14 protein-coding genes and 1 pseudogene are annotated in these 19,812 nt (G+C 42.4%); 5 read left to right on the top strand and 10 right to left on the bottom strand.

Translation table 11 applies throughout. The features are described from left to right. Positions 1-65: 65 nt before the first annotated feature. Positions 66-740 (top strand): Uma2 family endonuclease, encoded by a 675-nt coding sequence (locus V7K38_RS03555; RefSeq protein ID WP_334855495.1) that lies wholly within the window; start codon positions 66-68, stop codon positions 738-740. A 282-nt stretch (positions 741-1,022) separates the two neighbouring features. Next, positions 1,023-1,976, top strand: coding sequence for a hypothetical protein (locus V7K38_RS03550; protein WP_334855493.1), 954 nt, complete (start codon positions 1,023-1,025; stop codon positions 1,974-1,976). A 42-nt stretch (positions 1,977-2,018) separates the two neighbouring features. Here the strand turns inward: V7K38_RS03550 and V7K38_RS03545 are convergent, their stop codons facing one another. The 7 genes from V7K38_RS03545 to ffh form a co-directional block, all read right to left on the bottom strand. Next, positions 2,019-3,839, bottom strand: coding sequence for an ABC transporter ATP-binding protein (locus V7K38_RS03545; RefSeq protein WP_334855526.1), 1,821 nt, complete (start codon positions 3,837-3,839; stop codon positions 2,019-2,021). A gap of 89 nt (positions 3,840-3,928) precedes the next feature. Further along, entirely contained in the window at positions 3,929-4,729 is an 801-nt protein-coding gene (locus V7K38_RS03540) for a DUF6816 family protein (RefSeq protein WP_334855491.1), read from the bottom strand. A 110-nt stretch (positions 4,730-4,839) separates the two neighbouring features. Next, positions 4,840-5,244, bottom strand: a complete 405-nt coding sequence (locus V7K38_RS03535) for a ChuX/HutX family heme-like substrate-binding protein (protein ID WP_094328162.1) — start codon at positions 5,242-5,244, stop codon at positions 4,840-4,842. Between the two features lie 58 nt (positions 5,245-5,302). Then, complete coding sequence (locus tag V7K38_RS03530) at positions 5,303-6,256, bottom strand: PhoH family protein (protein WP_334855524.1); 954 nt, start codon at positions 6,254-6,256, stop codon at positions 5,303-5,305. Between the two features lie 363 nt (positions 6,257-6,619). Then, positions 6,620-7,057 carry a KH domain-containing protein gene (locus V7K38_RS03525; RefSeq protein ID WP_334855489.1) on the bottom strand — a complete coding sequence of 146 codons (438 nt, stop codon included), beginning with the start codon at positions 7,055-7,057 and terminating at the stop codon, positions 6,620-6,622. Then, positions 7,017-7,280, bottom strand: coding sequence for a 30S ribosomal protein S16 (rpsP, locus tag V7K38_RS03520; protein ID WP_094328165.1), 264 nt, complete (start codon positions 7,278-7,280; stop codon positions 7,017-7,019). The genes V7K38_RS03525 and rpsP overlap by 41 nt, the downstream gene beginning before the upstream one ends. 213 nt (positions 7,281-7,493) lie before the next feature. Beyond that, positions 7,494-8,960 (bottom strand): signal recognition particle protein, encoded by a 1,467-nt coding sequence (ffh, locus tag V7K38_RS03515; RefSeq protein WP_334855487.1) that lies wholly within the window; start codon positions 8,958-8,960, stop codon positions 7,494-7,496. Positions 8,961-9,175: 215 nt separating this feature from the next. On the opposite strand from ffh, the gene V7K38_RS03510 reads away from it, so the two are divergent. From V7K38_RS03510 to secA, 3 genes are all read left to right on the top strand, one after another. Next, positions 9,176-9,805 (top strand): Uma2 family endonuclease, encoded by a 630-nt coding sequence (locus V7K38_RS03510; RefSeq protein WP_334855485.1) that lies wholly within the window; start codon positions 9,176-9,178, stop codon positions 9,803-9,805. 891 nt (positions 9,806-10,696) lie between these two features. Beyond that, positions 10,697-11,269, top strand: a complete 573-nt coding sequence (locus V7K38_RS03505) for a cytochrome C (RefSeq protein ID WP_334855483.1) — start codon at positions 10,697-10,699, stop codon at positions 11,267-11,269. A gap of 324 nt (positions 11,270-11,593) precedes the next feature. Continuing rightward, the gene (gene secA / locus V7K38_RS03500; protein ID WP_334855481.1) at positions 11,594-14,386 is read left to right on the top strand and encodes a preprotein translocase subunit SecA; all 2,793 of its coding nucleotides are present in this window, start codon (positions 11,594-11,596) and stop codon (positions 14,384-14,386) included. 470 nt (positions 14,387-14,856) lie between these two features. Here the strand turns inward: secA and V7K38_RS03495 are convergent, their stop codons facing one another. From V7K38_RS03495 to V7K38_RS03485, 3 genes and pseudogenes are all read right to left on the bottom strand, one after another. Continuing rightward, positions 14,857-16,437 carry a DHA2 family efflux MFS transporter permease subunit gene (locus V7K38_RS03495; RefSeq protein ID WP_334855478.1) on the bottom strand — a complete coding sequence of 527 codons (1,581 nt, stop codon included), beginning with the start codon at positions 16,435-16,437 and terminating at the stop codon, positions 14,857-14,859. A 47-nt stretch (positions 16,438-16,484) separates the two neighbouring features. Next, positions 16,485-17,872: pseudogene (locus V7K38_RS03490) on the bottom strand (MFS transporter). A 427-nt stretch (positions 17,873-18,299) separates the two neighbouring features. Continuing rightward, entirely contained in the window at positions 18,300-19,748 is a 1,449-nt protein-coding gene (locus tag V7K38_RS03485; RefSeq protein ID WP_334855476.1) for an HlyD family secretion protein, read from the bottom strand. Positions 19,749-19,812: the final 64 nt, after the last annotated feature.

Here is a 19,812-nt window from a genome sequence, read left to right as displayed (position 1 = left end):
AATATCAGCGAAAGTCTCTGAGATAATATAGTCATGCACCCATCTTCTCAATCAGGTGGCTAATTATGACTAGCCTCTTACCCAGTTCTCAATCAACAGAAGTTTTTTACCCAAGCTCGGATGGTGAACCTTTGGCAGAAAGTTATGTTCATTTATGCGCTCTATTGGCAACTTTAGAAGTATTGAGGCAATATTTACTGGGTAAGCAAGCAACGGTTTTGAGTAACCAGTTTCTCTACTATGCTCAGGGTTTTCCAAGGTTGCGGGTAGCTCCAGATGTAATGGTGATTTTTAATGTTGCTCCTGGAGGGCGGGATAATTACAAGATATGGGAAGAGGGACAAGTACCTGTAGTCATCTTCGAGATGACTTCCGAAGGCACTAAAAACCAGGACACGGGCTTTAAAAAGACACTGTATGAGCAGTTAGGGGTACTGGAATACTGGTTATTTGACCCCAAGGGAGAGTGGATTAAAGAGCAATTGCAAGGGTATCGGCTGCGAGGCGAGGTGTATGAACCAATTACAGATAGTCGATGTGAACCTTTGCAGCTGCGTTTGCAAATAGAGGGGCAACTGATTGGTTTTTATCGAGAAGATACTGGGGAAAAGTTGCTGATTCCAGAGGAGTTGGCAGAGGCGCTAAAACAGGAAAAATTAGCCAGGGAACAAGCACAGTCTCAGGTGGAAAGGTTGAAGGAACAGTTGCGATCGCTTGGTGTTGAGCCTGATAATATTTAGCTAACTTAACTTAAGCTCGTGCGATCGCTAAAAAACATGATAATGTACTATGTCAAACAGGTAGCTTATCCGCCAGCATCGGCGTTAACCTGAAAGCGCAGTTTACGTTCAAGAATCCTACACTTTTAAGGCGTGGGAGTGTCAAATTAACTGAACGCGATCGAGCATCTTTACCGAACCGAGAAGGGAGGCTCGACTTTTATGATTTTATTTGGCAACTCATCTTTTTACTCGTAAAATCGAAGACAAGATCAAGGTCAGTAGAAAAGAGTCCCTAAATTAATGAATACGTTAATCAGTCAGGGTGGAAGAGTTATCACCAAACCTCAGATGGTAGATCGGATAAACGATATCGGTTGGCAAGCTCAACAAGGTAGCGTTGCTGCAATTATTCAGCTATTGAATGAGAAACTAGCTAAGTCTGGTGTCAGAACTAGAGCCATGTTTTCTGATGGTGTCTTACAACTTCTCTGCGAGGCGGCTAGGATAGAGCAACTTGAGCAATCTCCCCTTGTAGAACAAATTCAGCAAATTCTTGAGTCCATTGCCCCGCGTTACATTCGCCGAGTTAATATCAACAGTCGAATTGTTCGGGAACAACAATTACTATGGTTAAAAGAAATAGATAGCGATCGCGACAGTCAATTGCTTTGGTCACAGGAAATTGCATTAATTCAGCCTAATATTATAAAGCAACTAATTAAAGATTTGACAGAAGCTCAAGCTGAACTAGGAAAACCGAGTTTCCCTAAATCTCAAGTATCTCGTCCTTTGGTACTTATTAACAAAGAAAAACACCAAAGTAAACATAAAAAAAAGATATTAGCAGGAGTTGGTTTATGCTCCCTGTTGTTGCTTAGTTGGGTTGTTTATGCCCAATTAGGTAATAAACTGAAAAACTTAATGCAACCAGAAACTTCCAAATCTTTAACTACAAATACTAACGAGAATAAAGCCCCAATACCATCTCGTATTCCTAACAATAGTTTTGACGATCAATCTAATGATCCATTTGCAACATCTGTGCGAATTGCAAATCTTGCTTCTATATCTGGTAAAACAGCCACAACCTCAACTCAGTGGTTAGAAATCGCTGCTAAGTGGCAACGGGCTTCAGATTTAATGGGTATAGTGCCACAAAAACACAGCCGTTATCAGGAAGCTAAGATTCGGACTCAACTATATAAGAAATACAGTGAAGCGGCGCAGAAAGAAGCCGATAAGAGTAAATCTTAGTTTTTTATGGAATCAATCCAAAATCCCAAATGTCTATATTCCCTAACTTAGAAGTTCTCCTGTTTCTTGTAGGGAGTGTAAACGGCGGTAAATGCCCTCGTGACGCAAGAGTTCATCGTGGCTACCCACTTCTACAATCTTTCCTTGCTCCAGAACTACAATTTTATCTGCTTCCCGCACTGTACTTAAACGATGAGCAATCACAATAGTGGTGCAAGTACCCTGAATCGATTGCATCGCTAGCTGAATCGAACGCTCAGATTCATAATCTAAGCTAGAGGTGGCTTCATCAAAAATCAGCACGTCTGGTTCCACTAGCAACGCCCTAGCAATTCCTAACCGTTGTCTTTGTCCTCCAGATAACCTAACACCTCGTTCCCCTACGACGGTGTAATAACCTTGGGGTAACTGCTGCACTACTTCATCGACTCTCGCAATCTTACAGGCTTGTTTAACCTGCTCCAAGCTGGCATCCCGCCTACCATAAGTCAGGTTATCCAATATAGTACCGTTGAAAACGTCTACTTCTTGGTGAACGATCGCTAATCTCCGTCTATACTTACCCACATTTAAAGTGCGAATATCTTGACCATCAATCAGAATTTGACCTGATTGAGGTTCAAAATATCGCAACAGCAGTTTCACTAAAGTAGACTTACCAGAACCAGAACGCCCCACTAATGCCACTGTTTGGTATGGCTCAATCAACAAGTTAATATCTTGCAAAACTTGACGGTTGGCATCATATCCAAAACTGAGGTGCGACAACTCAACTTTTCCAGTAAATTTATAAGGTGATTCTGTGTGGTTACTCTCTTCTAAAAGACTCACTGAATCAGATGCAGTTGGTTCTTGGAGAAATTCGTGAAATCGGATCATCGAAGAATAACGACGGGCAAAAACTTCTCCCAAAGTGCTAATAGGTTGTAATTCCGCATAAGCCATGCTAGAAAGAGTTAAGGTCATGACAAAGTGACCAAGAGAAATTCTCCCATCTACCGTTGCTGCTAGAGTCAAACCCAAGATAGTAAACACGCAAAACTGAATTACAGTCTTTTGCCAAGTAGCTAGTTTCGTATAACCTTTGTGAACACGATACTCAACTACCATTAATTCCCGATCTAAACGTTGCTTTTGCCGTTTCAGTTCATTAGCTTCTGTAGCAAATGCTTTCACCGTTTTGATGTTGGTGATTAGTTCCGAATTGCGACTTTCTGTATCTTCTGAATATTTATCGAGAATAGTTTCGTGCCAAATCAGCTGCTTTAAATGCTTTAAACTTAAGCTCAAAATAACTACAAAGGAAATCAAATACAAAATTGCAATTCGCCACTCAATTAACAATATAAATCCAAAAATTGCCAGTACTCGAACTAATCTAGGAATCAACTGTCCGGCAATTTCGGGATAAGTAAAAGTGTGGTTAGAAATACCTCTAGCTATTCTTCCCGCAATGCGTCCGGGGTTATTTTCATCATAAAATTCCAGTGGAAGAGTGAGAATTTTTTCTATGGCTGTTTGGGCTTTCTGGCGACGCATCCTTAAGGTTATATCCCAATGAAACCAATGGGTTAACCAAGGTTGTGCAGGCGCTTTCACTACTGTGACAACAAATATTAAACTCAGTAATATACCCAAAGATAGAGTTTTATTAACTGGGTAATTGGTAGATTCCGAAAAAGTTGCGATCGCACTTTGAAGTGGTTTATCCAAAGGTTGATTAGACAAAACGTTTAAAATCTGCCCAATCGCATAAGGAACAACCAAATCAATAATTTCGTAAATGCTGGATATCGTAATACTAAAAAGACTCAGCTTCCAGTCAGAGCGAAAATAATTGACAATATCTTGAAATTTGGCCATGATGCACACCGTCCAAGAGCGCGATCGTGAGCTTGGAATTTGCATACTACAAACGTAATACAAATTAGTCAAGGTCTATTAAGTTTAAATCATTCTTTCTGAATATTAGGCATTTGTACTGGAACAAACTCTAGGCGATAGCGATAGAGAGCAGCTGGTCGAGAACCAGCTTTAAAGTAATCTGGATCTTGGGGTGAAAGATAGACAGCAGTAACTTGATCTGCTTCAATTGCCGGATTAGTCGTTAAAAGTTTATGATAAGCGGTGGTAGATTCTACCGAGTTTAAATAGGGGCGTGAACCACCTTTAAATAATTGTTGAAACACTTCTGTGGTGATGAATTTGCTATCAGAGACAGTTTCTGTAGCCCGTGCAGTCACAATGGAAACTAATTGGCGACTACTACGCAAGAATGTAATCTGACGATTAGGTGAATCTGGATCTACTTTGACTGATAACACTGCTTCATCCCCTAAATAAGCCCGTGCCAAATTCAAACTATTAAATGCTCTATCGGCCACTAAGCTTTGAAATTTGTAATCTATCTGAGGGAATATTTTTAAACTGGATATATGTGGTTGAGCCTTTACAAATCTTACTACAAAACTCACAGGCTGATTTAATTGGCGGCGATTACCTTCAAACCCTGGAGTTACGATATCTGGTGCTAAAGGTGCTGCTAAATCTACCAAAGTACTCGTAACTTGCCAAGAACCAGCCATCCATTCCGGGTAAATCAAATCACCCGAAGCCGGTTGCACTGAAGTTAATTTTTCCCACTGGGGAAAGTTTGCTAACCGTTCAGACAACTCTCCTGCAAAAGCTTCGCCACTCCATATTAGGAATATAACCAACAAGCAAGAACTCCAAATTACCTTTATTACAAGCATCAGTAGTTTTTTGTTGATTTTTTAGTTAAATCGTAGTTGATATTTAGATCCCCGACTTCTTCAAGAAGTCGGGGATCTGGGGAACCCTAAATCAAGTTTATTTTTTTAATTTAAATCTCTGCTGGTAAAGGTTCCCAAACTTCCCCATACTTCTCTTTTAAAGTTTCCCAAGCTTCTACCTGACCAGGTTCATATTCTCCCGGTTTACCCCATTGCAAAAATAGGCTTAAAGCAGACTCATGTTTATCATCTAAAAATCGAATAGCATAGGTTGTAAAATTACCTCTCTTCGCTTCACCCGTTTCAAATTTTACTTGAATAATTCTGTCCATATTCAAGTGAAATTCAAAACCTTCGGTGTGCATATTTGCGTACTTACCCTTTGGTAATTCTGCATAAAACAGCTTTTCAACCTTACCCCGTGCTTCTAAAACAGCCGCACTGCTAGTAACAATTAAACGCAAGGTTCCAAGAGTCTCACAAGCTTCTAAAAATTCTTTCAAAGTAGTACTCATAAATTATTATCCTTTCGTATTTGTTGATCCCCAATACCCAATACCCAATACCCAATACCTATTTTTCGTATTGTTCATAAGCAGCGACAATACGCTGAACTAGAGGATTACGCACGACATCTTTTTGACTAAATTCGCAAAAAGCAATGCCTTCAACATGTTTTAAAATTTGTAAAGCCACTCCTAAACCCGATTGTTGGTGAAGTGGTAAATCGGTTTGTGTCATGTCTCCTGTAATCACCATCCGCGAACGGAAGCCCAAACGAGTCAAAACCATTTTCATCTGAGCGGGTGTAGTATTTTGAGCTTCATCAACAATGATAAAAGCGTTATTGAGGGTGCGTCCCCGCATATAGGCGAGTGGCGCGACTTCAATCACACCGCGTTCCATTAAACTGGGTACTTTTTCTGGGTCGATGAATTCATAAATAGCATCATAAAGTGGGCGAAGATAGGGATTAACTTTCTGCTGCAAGTCTCCAGGCAAAAAACCGAGTTTTTCACCGGCTTCGACGGCAGGACGAGTTAAAATTAGCTTTTCAACCTGGTTGGCAAGGAGTGCTTGCACGGCGACAACAACGGCGAGATAAGTCTTGCCGGTACCAGCAGGGCCAATCCCAAAGGTAAGATCGCGCCTACGCAGTGCGTCGATATATTGACGCTGGCGGAAGGTTTTAGCACGGACTTCTTCGCCTCGGCGATTTTTAGCAAGGATATCTCGCTGTAAATCTTGCAGTTCCCCTTGCCGATCGCTATCTATGGCTTGACGGGCTGTTAAAATATCGGCACTGGAAATAGTATTGCCTTTACTCCAGAGGTCTTCAAGCGATCGCACTAATCGAGAAGCCAGATCGATTTGCCCTTCAGTACCAGAAATGACTAATTCCTGTCCGCGTAGCACTAAAGTGGCTCCTGTTTGGCGAGATAAGATTTTGAGATTTTCTTCTCCATCTCCCCCAAGAGCGATCGCACTGGGAACATTCGGCAGCTGAATTGTTAAAGCACCTGCCATAGTATTTTTTAATTCGTAAGGATCTATTTTTGACAAAGATTATACCATTTTGGATTTTAGATTTTAGATTTTAGATTGTCAAAGACTTAGTGGTAATCGCTTTGGCAAATCCATCGTCGCAATTATTTTTTAATTTTAAATTGGTATTAATATTTTCTTGCCAATGGCAAAATTACGCTTTTTTACTTACATCTTAGAAAAATCGTTGCAACAAATGAATAGTCTGTAGGGACGTACAGATTTACGCCCCTATTAGTCAAGAGTTCAAAAAAAGCTCCAAAAATCTTTTTGCTACTTTCCATGTTTACAAAAATTCTGAGCGGAGGTGACTACAACCGCTCAGATTTGCTCTCTAGTTTTAACCTAGCGGAGGCGGGGTTTAACAATGGGTTTGGGCCCATCATTTCCACGCACTTCTCTCCTAGTCGGCGGTGGCGATCGATCTTCTGTGTCTTCATCAAAAGACATACCTTCGCGGCCCGGAGTGGTACTGCCGTAGATATCTAGGTATGCTGATTGCCCAGCTGCGGCTGCGGCTGCGGCAATTACTGTCCGAATCGCCTGAATATTGCGTCCCCCTCGACCAAACACTTTTCCTTTATCTGTGCTTTCGAAGGCGATGCGAACCCAAACCCGGTTTAGGGCTTGAGATATTTCACAATCGACGCTTAAAGTCTCTGGAGATTCCAAAAACGGCTGCACCAAAAACCGAACCAGATCAACATAGTTGGGACTGGCTGTTGGCAATTTTGTTCCGAAATTATGATGCGGCTGTTGTTGCACTGACCTGTTCAAAAACATTAGCTTTTACTAGAATGCGACGTACGGTGTCAGTGGGTTGAGCGCCTTGTTGTAGTCGCTTGACGATACCGGGAACGTCTAATCGCACTTCATCGGTTCTGGGGTTATAAAATCCCAATTCTTCTAAGGGACGGCCATCACGGCGAGCGAGGTTGTTAATGGCGACAATTCGGTAACTTGCTTCCCGTTTTTTACCGAATCGCTTCAAGCGCAGTTTGATCATGGTTGAAGAATCATTCTCCTGTTTAGAGATTAGTTAGCAACTAGTCGGCGAGGAAGTAACCTAAATCTGGCTGTTGCCGAGAAATTGAGGGTTAGTTTCCTCTGCTGATAAATTCTGAGGTCGAAATGCTAATTTTAGCACTGCCTAGCATTTGCTGCTATTAGTCATTAGTCATTAGTCATTTGTAAATTACCAATGTCCAATGCCCAATAACTAAAGATTGCCAAAACCTTTTTTCTTTTTCTCTTTGGGTTTTTTCTTTTTCGTACCTGCATCACCACCATAGCCACGCCATCCTGGGGCTGCGGGACGATTGCCAGCACCAGCGAAGGCGTTGCCCATACCGCCGCCACCGCCGAACATTCCCGGCATTCCAGGGAAGCCACCTTGACCCATTTGCTGCATGAGCGATCGCATTTTTTGGAAATCACCCACTAGTTTTGTCACATCTGACTCTCGATAACCGGCGCCAGAAGCAATCCGCCGCCGCCGACTGGGAGAACTGGCTAATAAATCGGGGTCATGGCGTTCTTGGCGAGTCATGGAGTTAATCATTGCCTCACAGCGTTTCAGCTGGGTTTCTCCCTGTTTGAGTTGATCGTCTGAGAGCTTGTTCATCCCTGGGATCATCTTGATGAAGCCTCCCAGAGATCCCATATTCTTCAGCATTCGCAACTGCTTGAGAAAGTCAGTAAAGTCAAACTTCGCTGACAAAATTTTCTCCTGCATTTTCTCAGCGTCTGCCAAGTCAAACTCTTCCTGGGCTTTTTCTACCAGGGTTAGCACATCGCCCATGCCCAAAATCCGCGATGCCATGCGATCGGGATAAAAGGGTTGCAGTGCCTCGACTTTCTCGCCCACGCCCACAAACTTAATCGGCGCTCCCGAAATCTTTCGTACTGAAAGCGCTGCACCACCACGGCTATCACCATCCATTTTGGTGAGAATCGCCCCGGTAATTCCGATTTGATCGTGGAAGGTACGAGTCAGATTTGCTGCCTCTTGACCGGTCATTGCATCCACCACCAAGAGAGTTTCATGGGGTTGGACAGTTGCTTTGATGCGGGCTAATTCCGCCATCATATCTTCGTCAATTTGCAGCCGACCAGCAGTATCAATAATTACTGTGTTTACGCCTTCTGCCCTAGCGCGTTCTACACCTTGTCGGGCAATTTCTACGGGATCTGCATCGCTTCCTAGTTCAAATACTGGTACGTCAATTTGCTTACCCAACGTCAGCAACTGGTCGATCGCTGCTGGGCGATATACGTCTGTCGCCACCAACAAACAGCTACGATCTAATTTTCTCAAATGTAAGGCTAACTTAGCGGTCGCTGTCGTTTTACCAGTACCTTGCAACCCAGCCATTAGAATAATAGTCGGCTTTTCCTGGGCTTCTGCAAGGGGAACATTTTCTTCTCCCATTACCTCCACCAGTTCATCGTGAACAATTTTGATGAACTGTTGGTCAGGTCGCACGCCAGTAACTACCTCGGCTCCCTGTGCTTTGGTTTCAACTTCGCTAATAAAATCTTTGACTACCTGGAGGTTAACATCTGCCTCCAACAAGGCGCGGCGTACTTCGCGCAATGCGTCTTGAATGTTGGATTGAGAAATTTTGTCCTGTCCCCGCAGTTTTTTCCAGGCGGATTCTAAACGATCGGATAGAGCATCAAACATAATGTAATTACAGGTAGTTCGCCAATGAGGAATTCTAAACCGCCGATGAATGCGATTCGGAATTTCCGCTAAATTTTAAACGTGCTATTTACCAGCTTAGTAGTTTTCACCGCGACTGTAGCAACCAGATACCTAGCTTTATAGAAGATTGAGCTTAAAGTACAATGAGGGCAAGAACGGCTATTGTACAGCGAGAACCTACATTACATATCGCTATGACTAGCAACACACTGCTTCAATCCACAGAAATCATCCACTTATCGGGTATCAGTTGGCAAACTTATGAAAACTTGCTAACTGAACTTAGTGCTAGTCGCCGCCTCCGGCTTACTTACAATCGAGGTACTTTAGAAATCATGGTTCCTTCACCTGAACATGAACGATACAAAAAAGTATTAGGTCGATTTGTCGAAACTTTAGGAGAAGAATTAGACGTTAGAATTGACCCTCTTGGTTCTACTACTTTCAAACGTCCAGAACTGAGTGGTGCAGAACCAGATGAATGCTTTTACATTAGAAATATCCAGTTAATCAAGGGAAAAAAAAGAATTAATTTGCAACAAGACCCGCCACCAGATTTGGTAGTGGAAGTTGATATTACTAGCAGTTCTAAAAATCGCTTTGAAGTCTATGCTGATATGGGTGTACGAGAGATTTGGCAATATGATGGCAATTTTTTTAGTATTAACATTTTACAAAATCAGAAATATATATCTGTTGAACAGAGTTTAGCATTTCCAAATCTGCCATTAACAGAGATTTCTAACTTTTTAGAGCAGGTGGGAGAAAAAGATTATTTGGAATTAGTTAAAGAATTTCGTCAATGGGTTAAAAGCAAAATTTAATGTCAAAATAGCGAATTAATGTAAACAGATATATAATAACTACTGAAATGTATGATGAGAAAGCAGAACTGGATATTTTTAAAAAATGATTTCCAGTAGCTAAGTCAAAAAGATTATTTGTAGTTTCTACTAAAATTGAAGGAGTATTGCGAGTATGCACTACTGAAGATGAATGTATTCCTTTTGAGTAAATGACTAACAAGTACCTTTTAGAGTAATTACGGAAGATGGAAATAGAAACTTAGATTTTCTTTAGATAAATTTTCTATAAATTTAGTGGAAATACTATAGATGTTCAGGAGAAGTTTCTTTTGAACATATAATTGAAACCTATAGGACTCATATTTGATTTTTGAACAAAACTCAGTACACCTTTATTCCTTATTCGCAGTCCCCAGTCCCCAGTCCCTTACCTCTACGAGTGATTCAGAAATCAAATCGGATTGCTATATAATCACTTTGAAGCTTATTTAGTAGAAGTGCAAGTTATCCAACAACTAGGAATGAGCTTTCAGGATTGGCTTCAGTTAAGCCCACATACAGAAGGTCAACAGTCTGAAGTGGAAAAAAAATATATTGTCCTCTCCCAATCACTAAACTTTAAATAGTGCTGGGTGTAACAAATGTGTATGTCGGTTTCTAGAAAAGATTTTGAATTCAAAGGTTGCTTGACTTCGGTTAAATGGCGATCGCATTCTTGAGTTAATCTACGGTGAAGCAGCAAAACTGAATACGAACAGTTTGGCTATCCTGGAGTTCCGACTTGGGTAGTTCAATGTGAGAAATTTTGGGGAAAGGATCGTGTTGATTGGGTAACAGAAACACTACCAATAGTGCGTAAGTCCTATGATTAGCACAAGCGCCACTTGTAAATATCTGGGAATGTGAGGAATGTCAATTTTTGTTAAGCGCAAAATCCGCGATCGCGATCGCCAAGGGTTACAGCAAAGTGCCGAACGCGAGTTCAAACGCCAATTTTTCGGTTTACTTTTGGTAATTGTAACGTGGAGTCTCGCTATGGGTTGGCTTCTAGCTTTGGCAACTAATGCTCAAAGTGCTACTCCTCCCGCCGAAATTGGTACTGTTGACGTAGTGCCGGCACAGTATCAGCTAGCGCAACAACTGTACTTAGAAAACTGCGCCACCTGCCACATTGCCTTACCACCAGCCGTTTTACCCACCCAAACTTGGAAAAATCTCCTGCAAGACTCGCAGCACTACGGCGCACAACTAAAGCCTTTAGTCGATCCGCCACGTATTTTGGTGTGGAAATATCTTTCGACTTTCTCCCGTGTCCAGCTAGACGATGAAGAAACACCGTATCGCCTCAACAACTCGCGTTATTTCAAAGCTTTACACCCAGGAGTTAAGTTACCACGTCCTGTCCAGCTTGGCAGCTGTGTCAGCTGTCATCCCAGTGCTAGCGACTACAATTTCCGCCGCCTATCAGCAGAATGGAAGTGAGAAGTTATAGCAATTTTATTTGAGAGAGGCTCAGATCGCCGACTTCTTCAAGAATTCGGGGATCTTTTTGTTCGTAACTCTTTCACCTATTGCCCTATCTCTGTCCCAGTTGGGGGCAAAATGATACTATGAAGAAAGAGTAAATATAAGATAAGAGTTAAAACCAATCATCTAAGGCACTGATTGGCTAGTTTTTCTCCTGTTTTTGAGGTAATTCTCATTACACACCCATCCACGACCAAGACGGTTGGGTTGGGTTAAATGTTTATAATCAATGCCGACCCTTTAATCCCCATCCCCCTTGATTCAGTTCTATAACCTGCCATGTTAAAACTTTTGTTGGGCGACCCCAACGCTCGTAAGCTTAAAAAATACCAGCCTTCTGTTACTGAAATTAACCTTTTAGAGGAAGACATTAAAGTTCTTTCTGATGAAGAGTTAAAAGGAAAAACTGTCGAATTTAAACAAAGGCTTGCCAAAGGTGAAGCCTCGGATGACCTTTTACCAGAAGCTTACGCCGTTGTTCGGGAAGCAGGACGGCGTGTGTTAGGCTTACGGCACTTTGATGTCCAAATGCTTGGCGGTATCATTTTACATATAGGGCAAATTGCCGAAATGAAAACCGGTGAGGGTAAAACCCTCGTAGCAACCTTACCGAGTTATTTAAATGCTTTGACTGGTAAAGGTGTACACGTCATCACTGTGAACGATTACCTGGCTCGTCGAGATGCTGAATGGATGGGACAGGTGCATCGGTTTTTGGGGCTGAGTGTGGGGCTAATCCAGTCAACCATGACTCCTAGTGAACGCCAGAAAAACTACGATTGCGATATCACTTATGTTACCAACAGCGAAGTCGGTTTTGACTACCTGCGGGATAACATGGCGACATCAATGGCAGATGTGGTGCAACGCCCGTTCAATTATTGCGTGATTGACGAGGTAGACTCGATTTTAGTTGATGAGGCGCGGACACCTCTGATTATTTCTGGGCAGGTAGAAAGACCTACAGAAAAGTATCTGCAAGCGGCTGAAATCGCATTTGCGCTCAAAAAAGACGAGCATTATGATGTAGATGAAAAAGCTCGGAACGTGCTATTGACAGATGAAGGCTTTGCAGAAGCCGAAAATCTTTTGGGAGTCACAGATTTATTTGACCCCGAAAATCCTTGGGCGCACTTCGTTTTTAATGCAATTAAAGCCAAAGAACTTTTCCTTAAGGATGTAAATTACATCGTCCGCAATGGGGAAGTGGTAATTGTGGATGAATTTACCGGTCGGGTGCTACCCGGACGACGTTGGAGTGATGGATTACACCAGGCGATTGAAGCCAAAGAACACGAAGAGATTCAGCCAGAAACTCAAACTCTAGCGACAATTACTTATCAAAATATGTTCTTGCTGTATCCAAAATTGGGCGGAATGACGGGAACAGCAAAAACGGAAGAACCAGAATTTGAAAAAATTTACAAACTAGAAGTTGCCGTAATTCCCACCAACCAAACCAGAAGACGCGAAGACTTATCTGATATGGTCTTTAAGACAGAACCAGGTAAGTGGGGTGCGATCGCAAAAGAATGTGCCGAAATGCACGAACTTGGCAGACCTGTATTAGTAGGAACCACTAGTGTCGAAAAATCCGAACTTCTCAGCCGACTGCTGAAGCAGCTAGAGATTCCCCACGAATTACTCAACGCCAGACCGGAAAACGTCGAGCGGGAAGCGGAAATCGTCGCTCAGGCTGGACGGAAAGGTGCTGTTACGATTGCTACTAACATGGCGGGGAGAGGTACAGACATAATCTTGGGTGGTAACTCCGAATACATGGCACGTTTGAAGCTGCGGGAATACTTTATGCCCCGCATCGTTATGCCAGAAGATGAAGATAGCTTTGGCGTTCAAAGACCAGCGGGATTGCCTACAGGACATGGTGGTGGTCAAGGCTTTGTCCCTGGTAAAAAAGTTAGAACTTGGCGGGCTTCACCAGAAATTTTCCCTACTCAATTGACAAAAGAGACAGAGAAACTACTCAAAGATGCAGTAGAAATTGCAGTTCGTGAGTATGGCGATCGCAGTTTACCCGAACTGGAAGCAGAAGACAAGGTAGCTATAGCCGCAGAAAAAGCTCCCATAGACGATGCGGTGATTCTTAAATTACGGGAAGCTTACAAGCGGATTAAGCAAGAATACGAACAATTTACTACCCGCGAACATGATGAAGTGGTGGGAATCGGTGGTTTGCACGTAATTGGTACAGAACGCCACGAATCGCGGCGGATTGATAACCAGTTGCGCGGACGTGCAGGAAGACAAGGCGACCCTGGAAGCACGAGATTCTTCCTCAGTTTAGAGGATAACCTACTGCGAATTTTTGGTGGAGAGCGCGTTGCTGGGTTAATGCAAGCCTTCAACGTCGAAGAAGATATGCCCATCGAATCGGGGATGCTTACCCGCAGTTTAGAAGGCGCACAGAAAAAAGTTGAAACCTACTACTACGATATTCGGAAGCAGGTGTTTGAGTATGACGAGGTGATGAATAATCAACGTCGTGCTATTTACGCCGAACGCCGCCGGGTGTTAGAAGGTCAAGATTTGAAAGAACAAGTAATCAAATACGCTGAAAAAACGATGGATGACATCGTTGATTACTATATCAACATAGACTTACCCTCCGAAGAGTGGGAGTTAGAAAAGTTGGTTGAAAAAGTCAAAGAATTCGTCTATCTGCTAGCAGACTTGCAGCCAAATCAATTAGAAGATATGACAGTCGGCGAGATTAAAGCCTTCCTTCATGAACAGGTGCGAATTGCTTACGACCTCAAAGAAGCGCAGATCGACCAAGTTCAACCGGGACTAATGCGCCAAGCTGAACGCTTCTTTATTTTGCAACGCATTGATACTTTGTGGCGGGAACACCTGCAACAAATGGATGCCTTACGCGAATCGGTAGGATTGCGTGGTTACGGTCAAAAAGACCCGTTGATTGAGTATAAGAGCGAGGGTTACGAACTCTTCTTGGATATGATGGTGAACATCCGCCGAGATGTGGTGTATTCGTTGTTTATGTTCCAGCCGCAGCCGCAGCAGATGATGCAAGCATCATCAGAGATGGTGTAGAAAGTTAGAAAAACATCTCATCCAAAGGCGCTAAGAGGCAAAGTTTTCTTAGCGCTTTCGCTTTTTGATACATCGTTGGAAAAACCACATCCGTCGTAGGGGCAATTCATGAATTGCCCCTACGATGCGGGTCTATTTAACATTAATGAATGATTAATAAAAACCTGAAATTACGTATTTAACTTAATGCATAACATGATTTTTTGTCCAGTGCATAAGTCCTAGCTTTATCAAAAATTTTAACCATAGATAGAACAAATCTAAGAGGATGTTTGAAAAGTTATCTTATCGGTATCAAAAGTTTTAGATCCCCCTAAATCCACGCCACATGCTCTACTTGGGGAGACCCCAAGACCGCAGTGGCTCCCCTTAAAAAGGGGGACTTTGACTCCGGTTCCCCCCTTTTTAAGGGGGGTTAGGGGGGATCAACAAGTTCCTAAAATCACAGCCCAAGACTTTTCAAACAACCTCTAATGAGCGACAGCGCCACCAGTTGCCTTCACCTTTTTGAAGAATAAAACAGCAAGGCCGCTGAGTAATAGAGCAATGCCAATAAAATAGAAACAATCGTTAAAAGCCATCACATAAGCTTCCTGACGGACTACATTAGATATGGATGCGATCGCTTGATTTTGAGCAGTATTTAAATCTCTTCCCTGGCTGACAAAATACTGTGTCATTTGGTCAATTCGCTGTTGAGTTTCTGGGTTATATAAAGATACTGCATCACCCAATCTATTCGAGTGAAATTGCTCTCTATTACTTAATAAAGTTGCTAAAGATGCAATTCCTATAGAACCGCCGAGATTCCGCATCATATTAAATAAACCACTCGCCGAGCCTGCTTCTTTTGGACTCAATCCAGCAGTGGCGATAGACGTTAGCGGCACCATAATTAAGGGTTGTCCCATTGCACGCACAAATTGCGACCATCGTAACTGATCTAATCCAGTTTGATTAGTCATTCCAGAGTTCATAAATGCACTTATAGAAAACAAAGTTACACCAACAGCCACCATTAAACGTACATCAATCCGTTGCATCAATTTGGGGATGAGGGGAATAATAAACAGTTGGGGAATACCAGCCCAAATCAACACTTCACCAATTTGCAGCGCACTGTATTTTTGAATTTGGGTGAGATACAACGGTAAAATATAAATTGAACCATACAACCCTATCCCCAGCGACACATTGACAATACTCGCTAAACCAAAGTTACGCTTAGACACAAGTCGTAAATTAATAAATGGTTGCTTACGAGTTAATTCAATATAGAAAAATATTGCCAAAAAAATTACTGCAATTACACTTAAGCGGACAATCAATGCAGAACCAAACCAATCTTTGCGGCTACCTTCTTCTAAAACAACTTGTAAAGAAGCTAATCCAATAGCCATTGTAATAATTCCCCACCAATCACCTTGTTTCAGTAAATTAATTTGGGGTTTTTCTTCCTTAATTCCGTACCAAATACCAGCCAGCATTAATGCTCCTGGAATTACGTTTATATAAAAGTTGTATTCCCAGCCAAGATTTTCTGTTAACCAACCTCCCAATGTCGGGCCAATTGAAGGTGCAAAAACTGCACTAAAGCCAAATGCAGCCAGTCCAATTGATTGCTTAGATTGGGGTAAAGTCGTTAATACAACTGTCATAGCAGTAGGAATTAATACTCCTCCACTAAAACCTTGTAAGGCGCGAAAGAAAATCATGGAATTGAGATCCCACGACCAAGCGCAGCATATAGAAAAGAAAATAAATAGTGCAGTATTAACTAACAAATAACGTCGTAGAGAAAACACCCGTGATAACCATCCTGTGAGAGGAATTACCACAATTTCTGCTACGAGATATGCTGTAGAAATCCAAGAGCCTTCTTCTAGGGTTGCTCCTAAACTCGCTTGAATATTTTGCAGCGAAGCATTAGTTATTTGAATATCTAATACTGCCATAAATGCACCAAGCATACTAGATAATACACCAATCCAGGTTTTTAGCGGTACACGTTCTGGTGGTGCTTGCTGACGAATTACACCTGCATTAGCCATAGTGTTGTTCCAGTTTCAAGATTAAGCAATAGAATTTTTATTAGATTTTATACCATCTTTCTGGGATTTTTATCCAAAGATTTATTACTTAGTACAATGCCCTTTTGCTCATAAATTGGAAGCATTATTTGCCTTAAAGTAGGCAACTGTCTACTAAAAATGATAGAACCTAAAATACAAACTATCCCATCAAGAATTAAAGTGTTAGGTGCGCCAATACGACTGGCTAATATACCTCCTAACAAATTGCCAACGGGAATCATCCCCAAAAATGACATTGTATATACAGCACTTACGGCAGCTATGAGGTACATCCTCAAAGCTGAAAGCTATGATAGGAGAGGGGCAAGAGGAAAACTGTATTGCATAATAGCCGGAAGCGCTGTAAGCTCATCAATCGCCCACGTTTGTCATCTTCAACAATTGTTTGTAAAAAGGTGTTGCTAGCAGCAATTTGGAGAATTGTACCTAAGCCAACAAATAACATTGTAAATAAAGAAAGTGGTAAAAATCGAGAGAAAGAGAAGGCTATTAGACCCATTCCTAAAATTGCTGGAGCAAAGGCAATCAAGTTACCAATTCCTAAGATTGTTTGACGTGTGGCTAGATAAATACCACCAGTTAAAGCTCCAACTCCAGAAGCCGCCATCAAAAAACCCAAACTTTCTGCACCACCTTTGAGAACTTCTTCTGCAATAACTGGTACTAAAATAGTATTTTGCAGTCCCATTAGGCTGACTAAAGCTGATAGCAATAAGATGGAGCGAATGGGTGGAAAGCTAAAAGCATATACAAAACCTTCTTTGACTTTTTGTAAAGGACTCCCCTCAGTAACCACATTTTTCCAAGGTTTAACTTTCATTGCCAATAAAGCGGCAATTACAGCAATGTAGCTTAAACCATCAAATAAAAAACAATAGGCAGTTCCAACCCTGGCAATTAATAAACCTCCGATCGCAGGGCCAATTAATCGCGCCCCGTTGATCATGGTAGAGTTGATCGCGATCGCATTGGCTAAATCTTCTCTGCGTTCAACCAATTCCGGCACAAATGCTTGGCGGGCTGGCGCATCTAAGGCGTTAATAAATCCTTGAAACAAACTCAAGGCGATGATATGCCATACCTGAATCACACCAGTCAGCGCCAGCACTGCTAATATTAACGATTGAATCATCGCCAAAACTTGCGTACTAATTAAGGTATGATAACGAGAAAAGCGGTCTACAAATACTCCGCCAAAAGGAGCTAAAAAAAAGCTAGGAATTTGACTCGAAAATCCCACCACTCCTAGCATTAATGGGGAGTTTGTCAACTTATAAACTAGCCAAATAGTTGCAAGTTGCGTCATCCACGTCCCAATTAGGGAAATACCTTGTCCGGCAAAAAATAGTTGGTAGTTTCTTGACTTTAAAGCAGGTAGTAACGGTTTTTTCATATTAGGCTTGCTTTCTATTAATCTGCTTTCATAAATATCATCTCACCTCCTCTGTATACGCCTGTCTTTAGAGGATGTTTTAAAAGTCCTATCATTAGTAGCAAAACGTTTTGATCCCCCTAAATCCACGCCACTTAAAAAGGGGGACTTTGATTCCGGTTCCCCCCTTTTTAAGGGGGGTTTGGGGGATCTAACTAGTACCTCAAGTCACAGCAAAATGCTTTTCAAACAGCCTCTTAGATGTATGAGAATGTCATAAACAGAAAGAGGTTTTTCATCTGTTTGCAGGCAATTTGGTATTTTAGCGTTTCTCGTTTGATTACTGATTAAACCCGCAGAACCCCACCCTGCCAAAGCTGTGCTTTGTCTCCCCTCGCCGCAAGCGGCGAGGGGTTCTTTGATTATGGGTAACTTGGTGGACATGATATTACTTGACTTCCACAGCAACTTCCGCAGACATCCCCGGAGTAATCCGCGATTCGTATCCTTGAATGCTCTTTTGGTCAAAAACTACTTTTACTGGGATGCGTTGGACAACTTTGGTAAAGTTACCTGTAGCATTATCCGGTGGCAATAAGGCAAACTGAGCGCCGGAAGCTGGCGAGAGACTATCAACACGGCCAATAAAGGTGTGATGAGGGAAAGAATCCAACTTGATTTCTACTGGTTCTCCTGGGCGCATCTTTTCTAATTGGGTTTCTTTGAAGTTGGCAATTACCCAATACTCGTTATCCACGATCGCCATTAATGGTGTTCCCGATGCTACTCGGTTGCCAATTTCTACGTTTTTTCTACCAACTCGTCCGGCACTGGGGGCGGTAACGTTGGCGTAAGATAGTTGCAATTGCGCGTCTTTGAGCGATGCTTCCGATTGGGCGATCGCAGCTTTTGCCGCTTCGTATTGACTACGTTTTACTGTTGTATCTTGTCCGCCGGCGGTAGCTTGTTGTAATCCGCCCCTGGATGCTGCTAATTTAGCTTGGGCGTTGGTGACATTTTCTTGCGCTTGTGCTAGTTGAGACTGGGCTTTGGCGACACCAACTTTGGCGGAGGCTAATTTAGCTTGAGCTTGTTCTACTCCCTGAATGGCGGCGTTTTTTTGTGCTGTAGCCACGTTATAAGCTGCCTTGGCTGTGTCTAACTGCTGACGAGCGATCGCACCGTTTTTATACAATTGGTTGTAACGATTGTAATCTGCTTGGGCATTTTCCAAATTCGCATTTGTTTGCGCTACCTGCGCTTGGGCGGCGGGAATTCCTGCTTGGGCTAGTCTAACTTCAGCCTGCGCTGCTGGTATCCCAGCTTGGGCTTCTTGTACTGCTGCTTGGGCTGTAGAAATTGCTGCTACCGCACCGCTAACATCTCCCTGCGCTTGAGTTGTCTTACCAGTGGTGGTTTGTGAAGTTAAGGCAATATTTGCTTGGGCGGCTTGCGCCTGTCCACGAGCATTTTCTAGGGCTGCTGCTGCTTGCTGTACTTTACTTTCATAGTCGCGTGGATCTAATTTCACTAACAATTGTCCGGGTTGCACCAGTTGGTTATCATTCACAAGCACCTGACTTACAGTTCCCGGAATCCGGCTACTAACTTGGTGAATGTTTCCAGCAACGGTGGCGTTGTCTGTTTCCTGATGGGTGGAGGCGTATTGCCAATAGTGATAACCAAAAGCAGCTGCGGCGATCGCACCTACGCCTAATCCTGCCAAAATCAAACCAGTCGGTTTTTTCCGCTTCGGTGGAACTTCTTTCTCGATCTCAGGAGTTACAACAGGTGCTTCTGTGGTTACAGCTTCTAAAGTCTCGGAATTAGGAATCAATTCTTTCTCTATAACGATGGTTTTGTTTTGGTTGCGCCCGTTAAAAGTGTTAGCCTTCATGATCCTTAACTCACTCGTTCGATAATTTTGATTGATAGTCGTTTATTTAGAATGCGTAATATTT

Source organism: Nostoc sp., from assembly GCF_036917465.1.
Taxonomy (GTDB): Bacteria; Cyanobacteriota; Cyanobacteriia; order Cyanobacteriales; family Nostocaceae; genus Nostoc.
The sequence above is the reverse complement of the archived record's forward strand: the minus strand, read 5'-3'. Positions and strand labels throughout refer to the sequence as shown.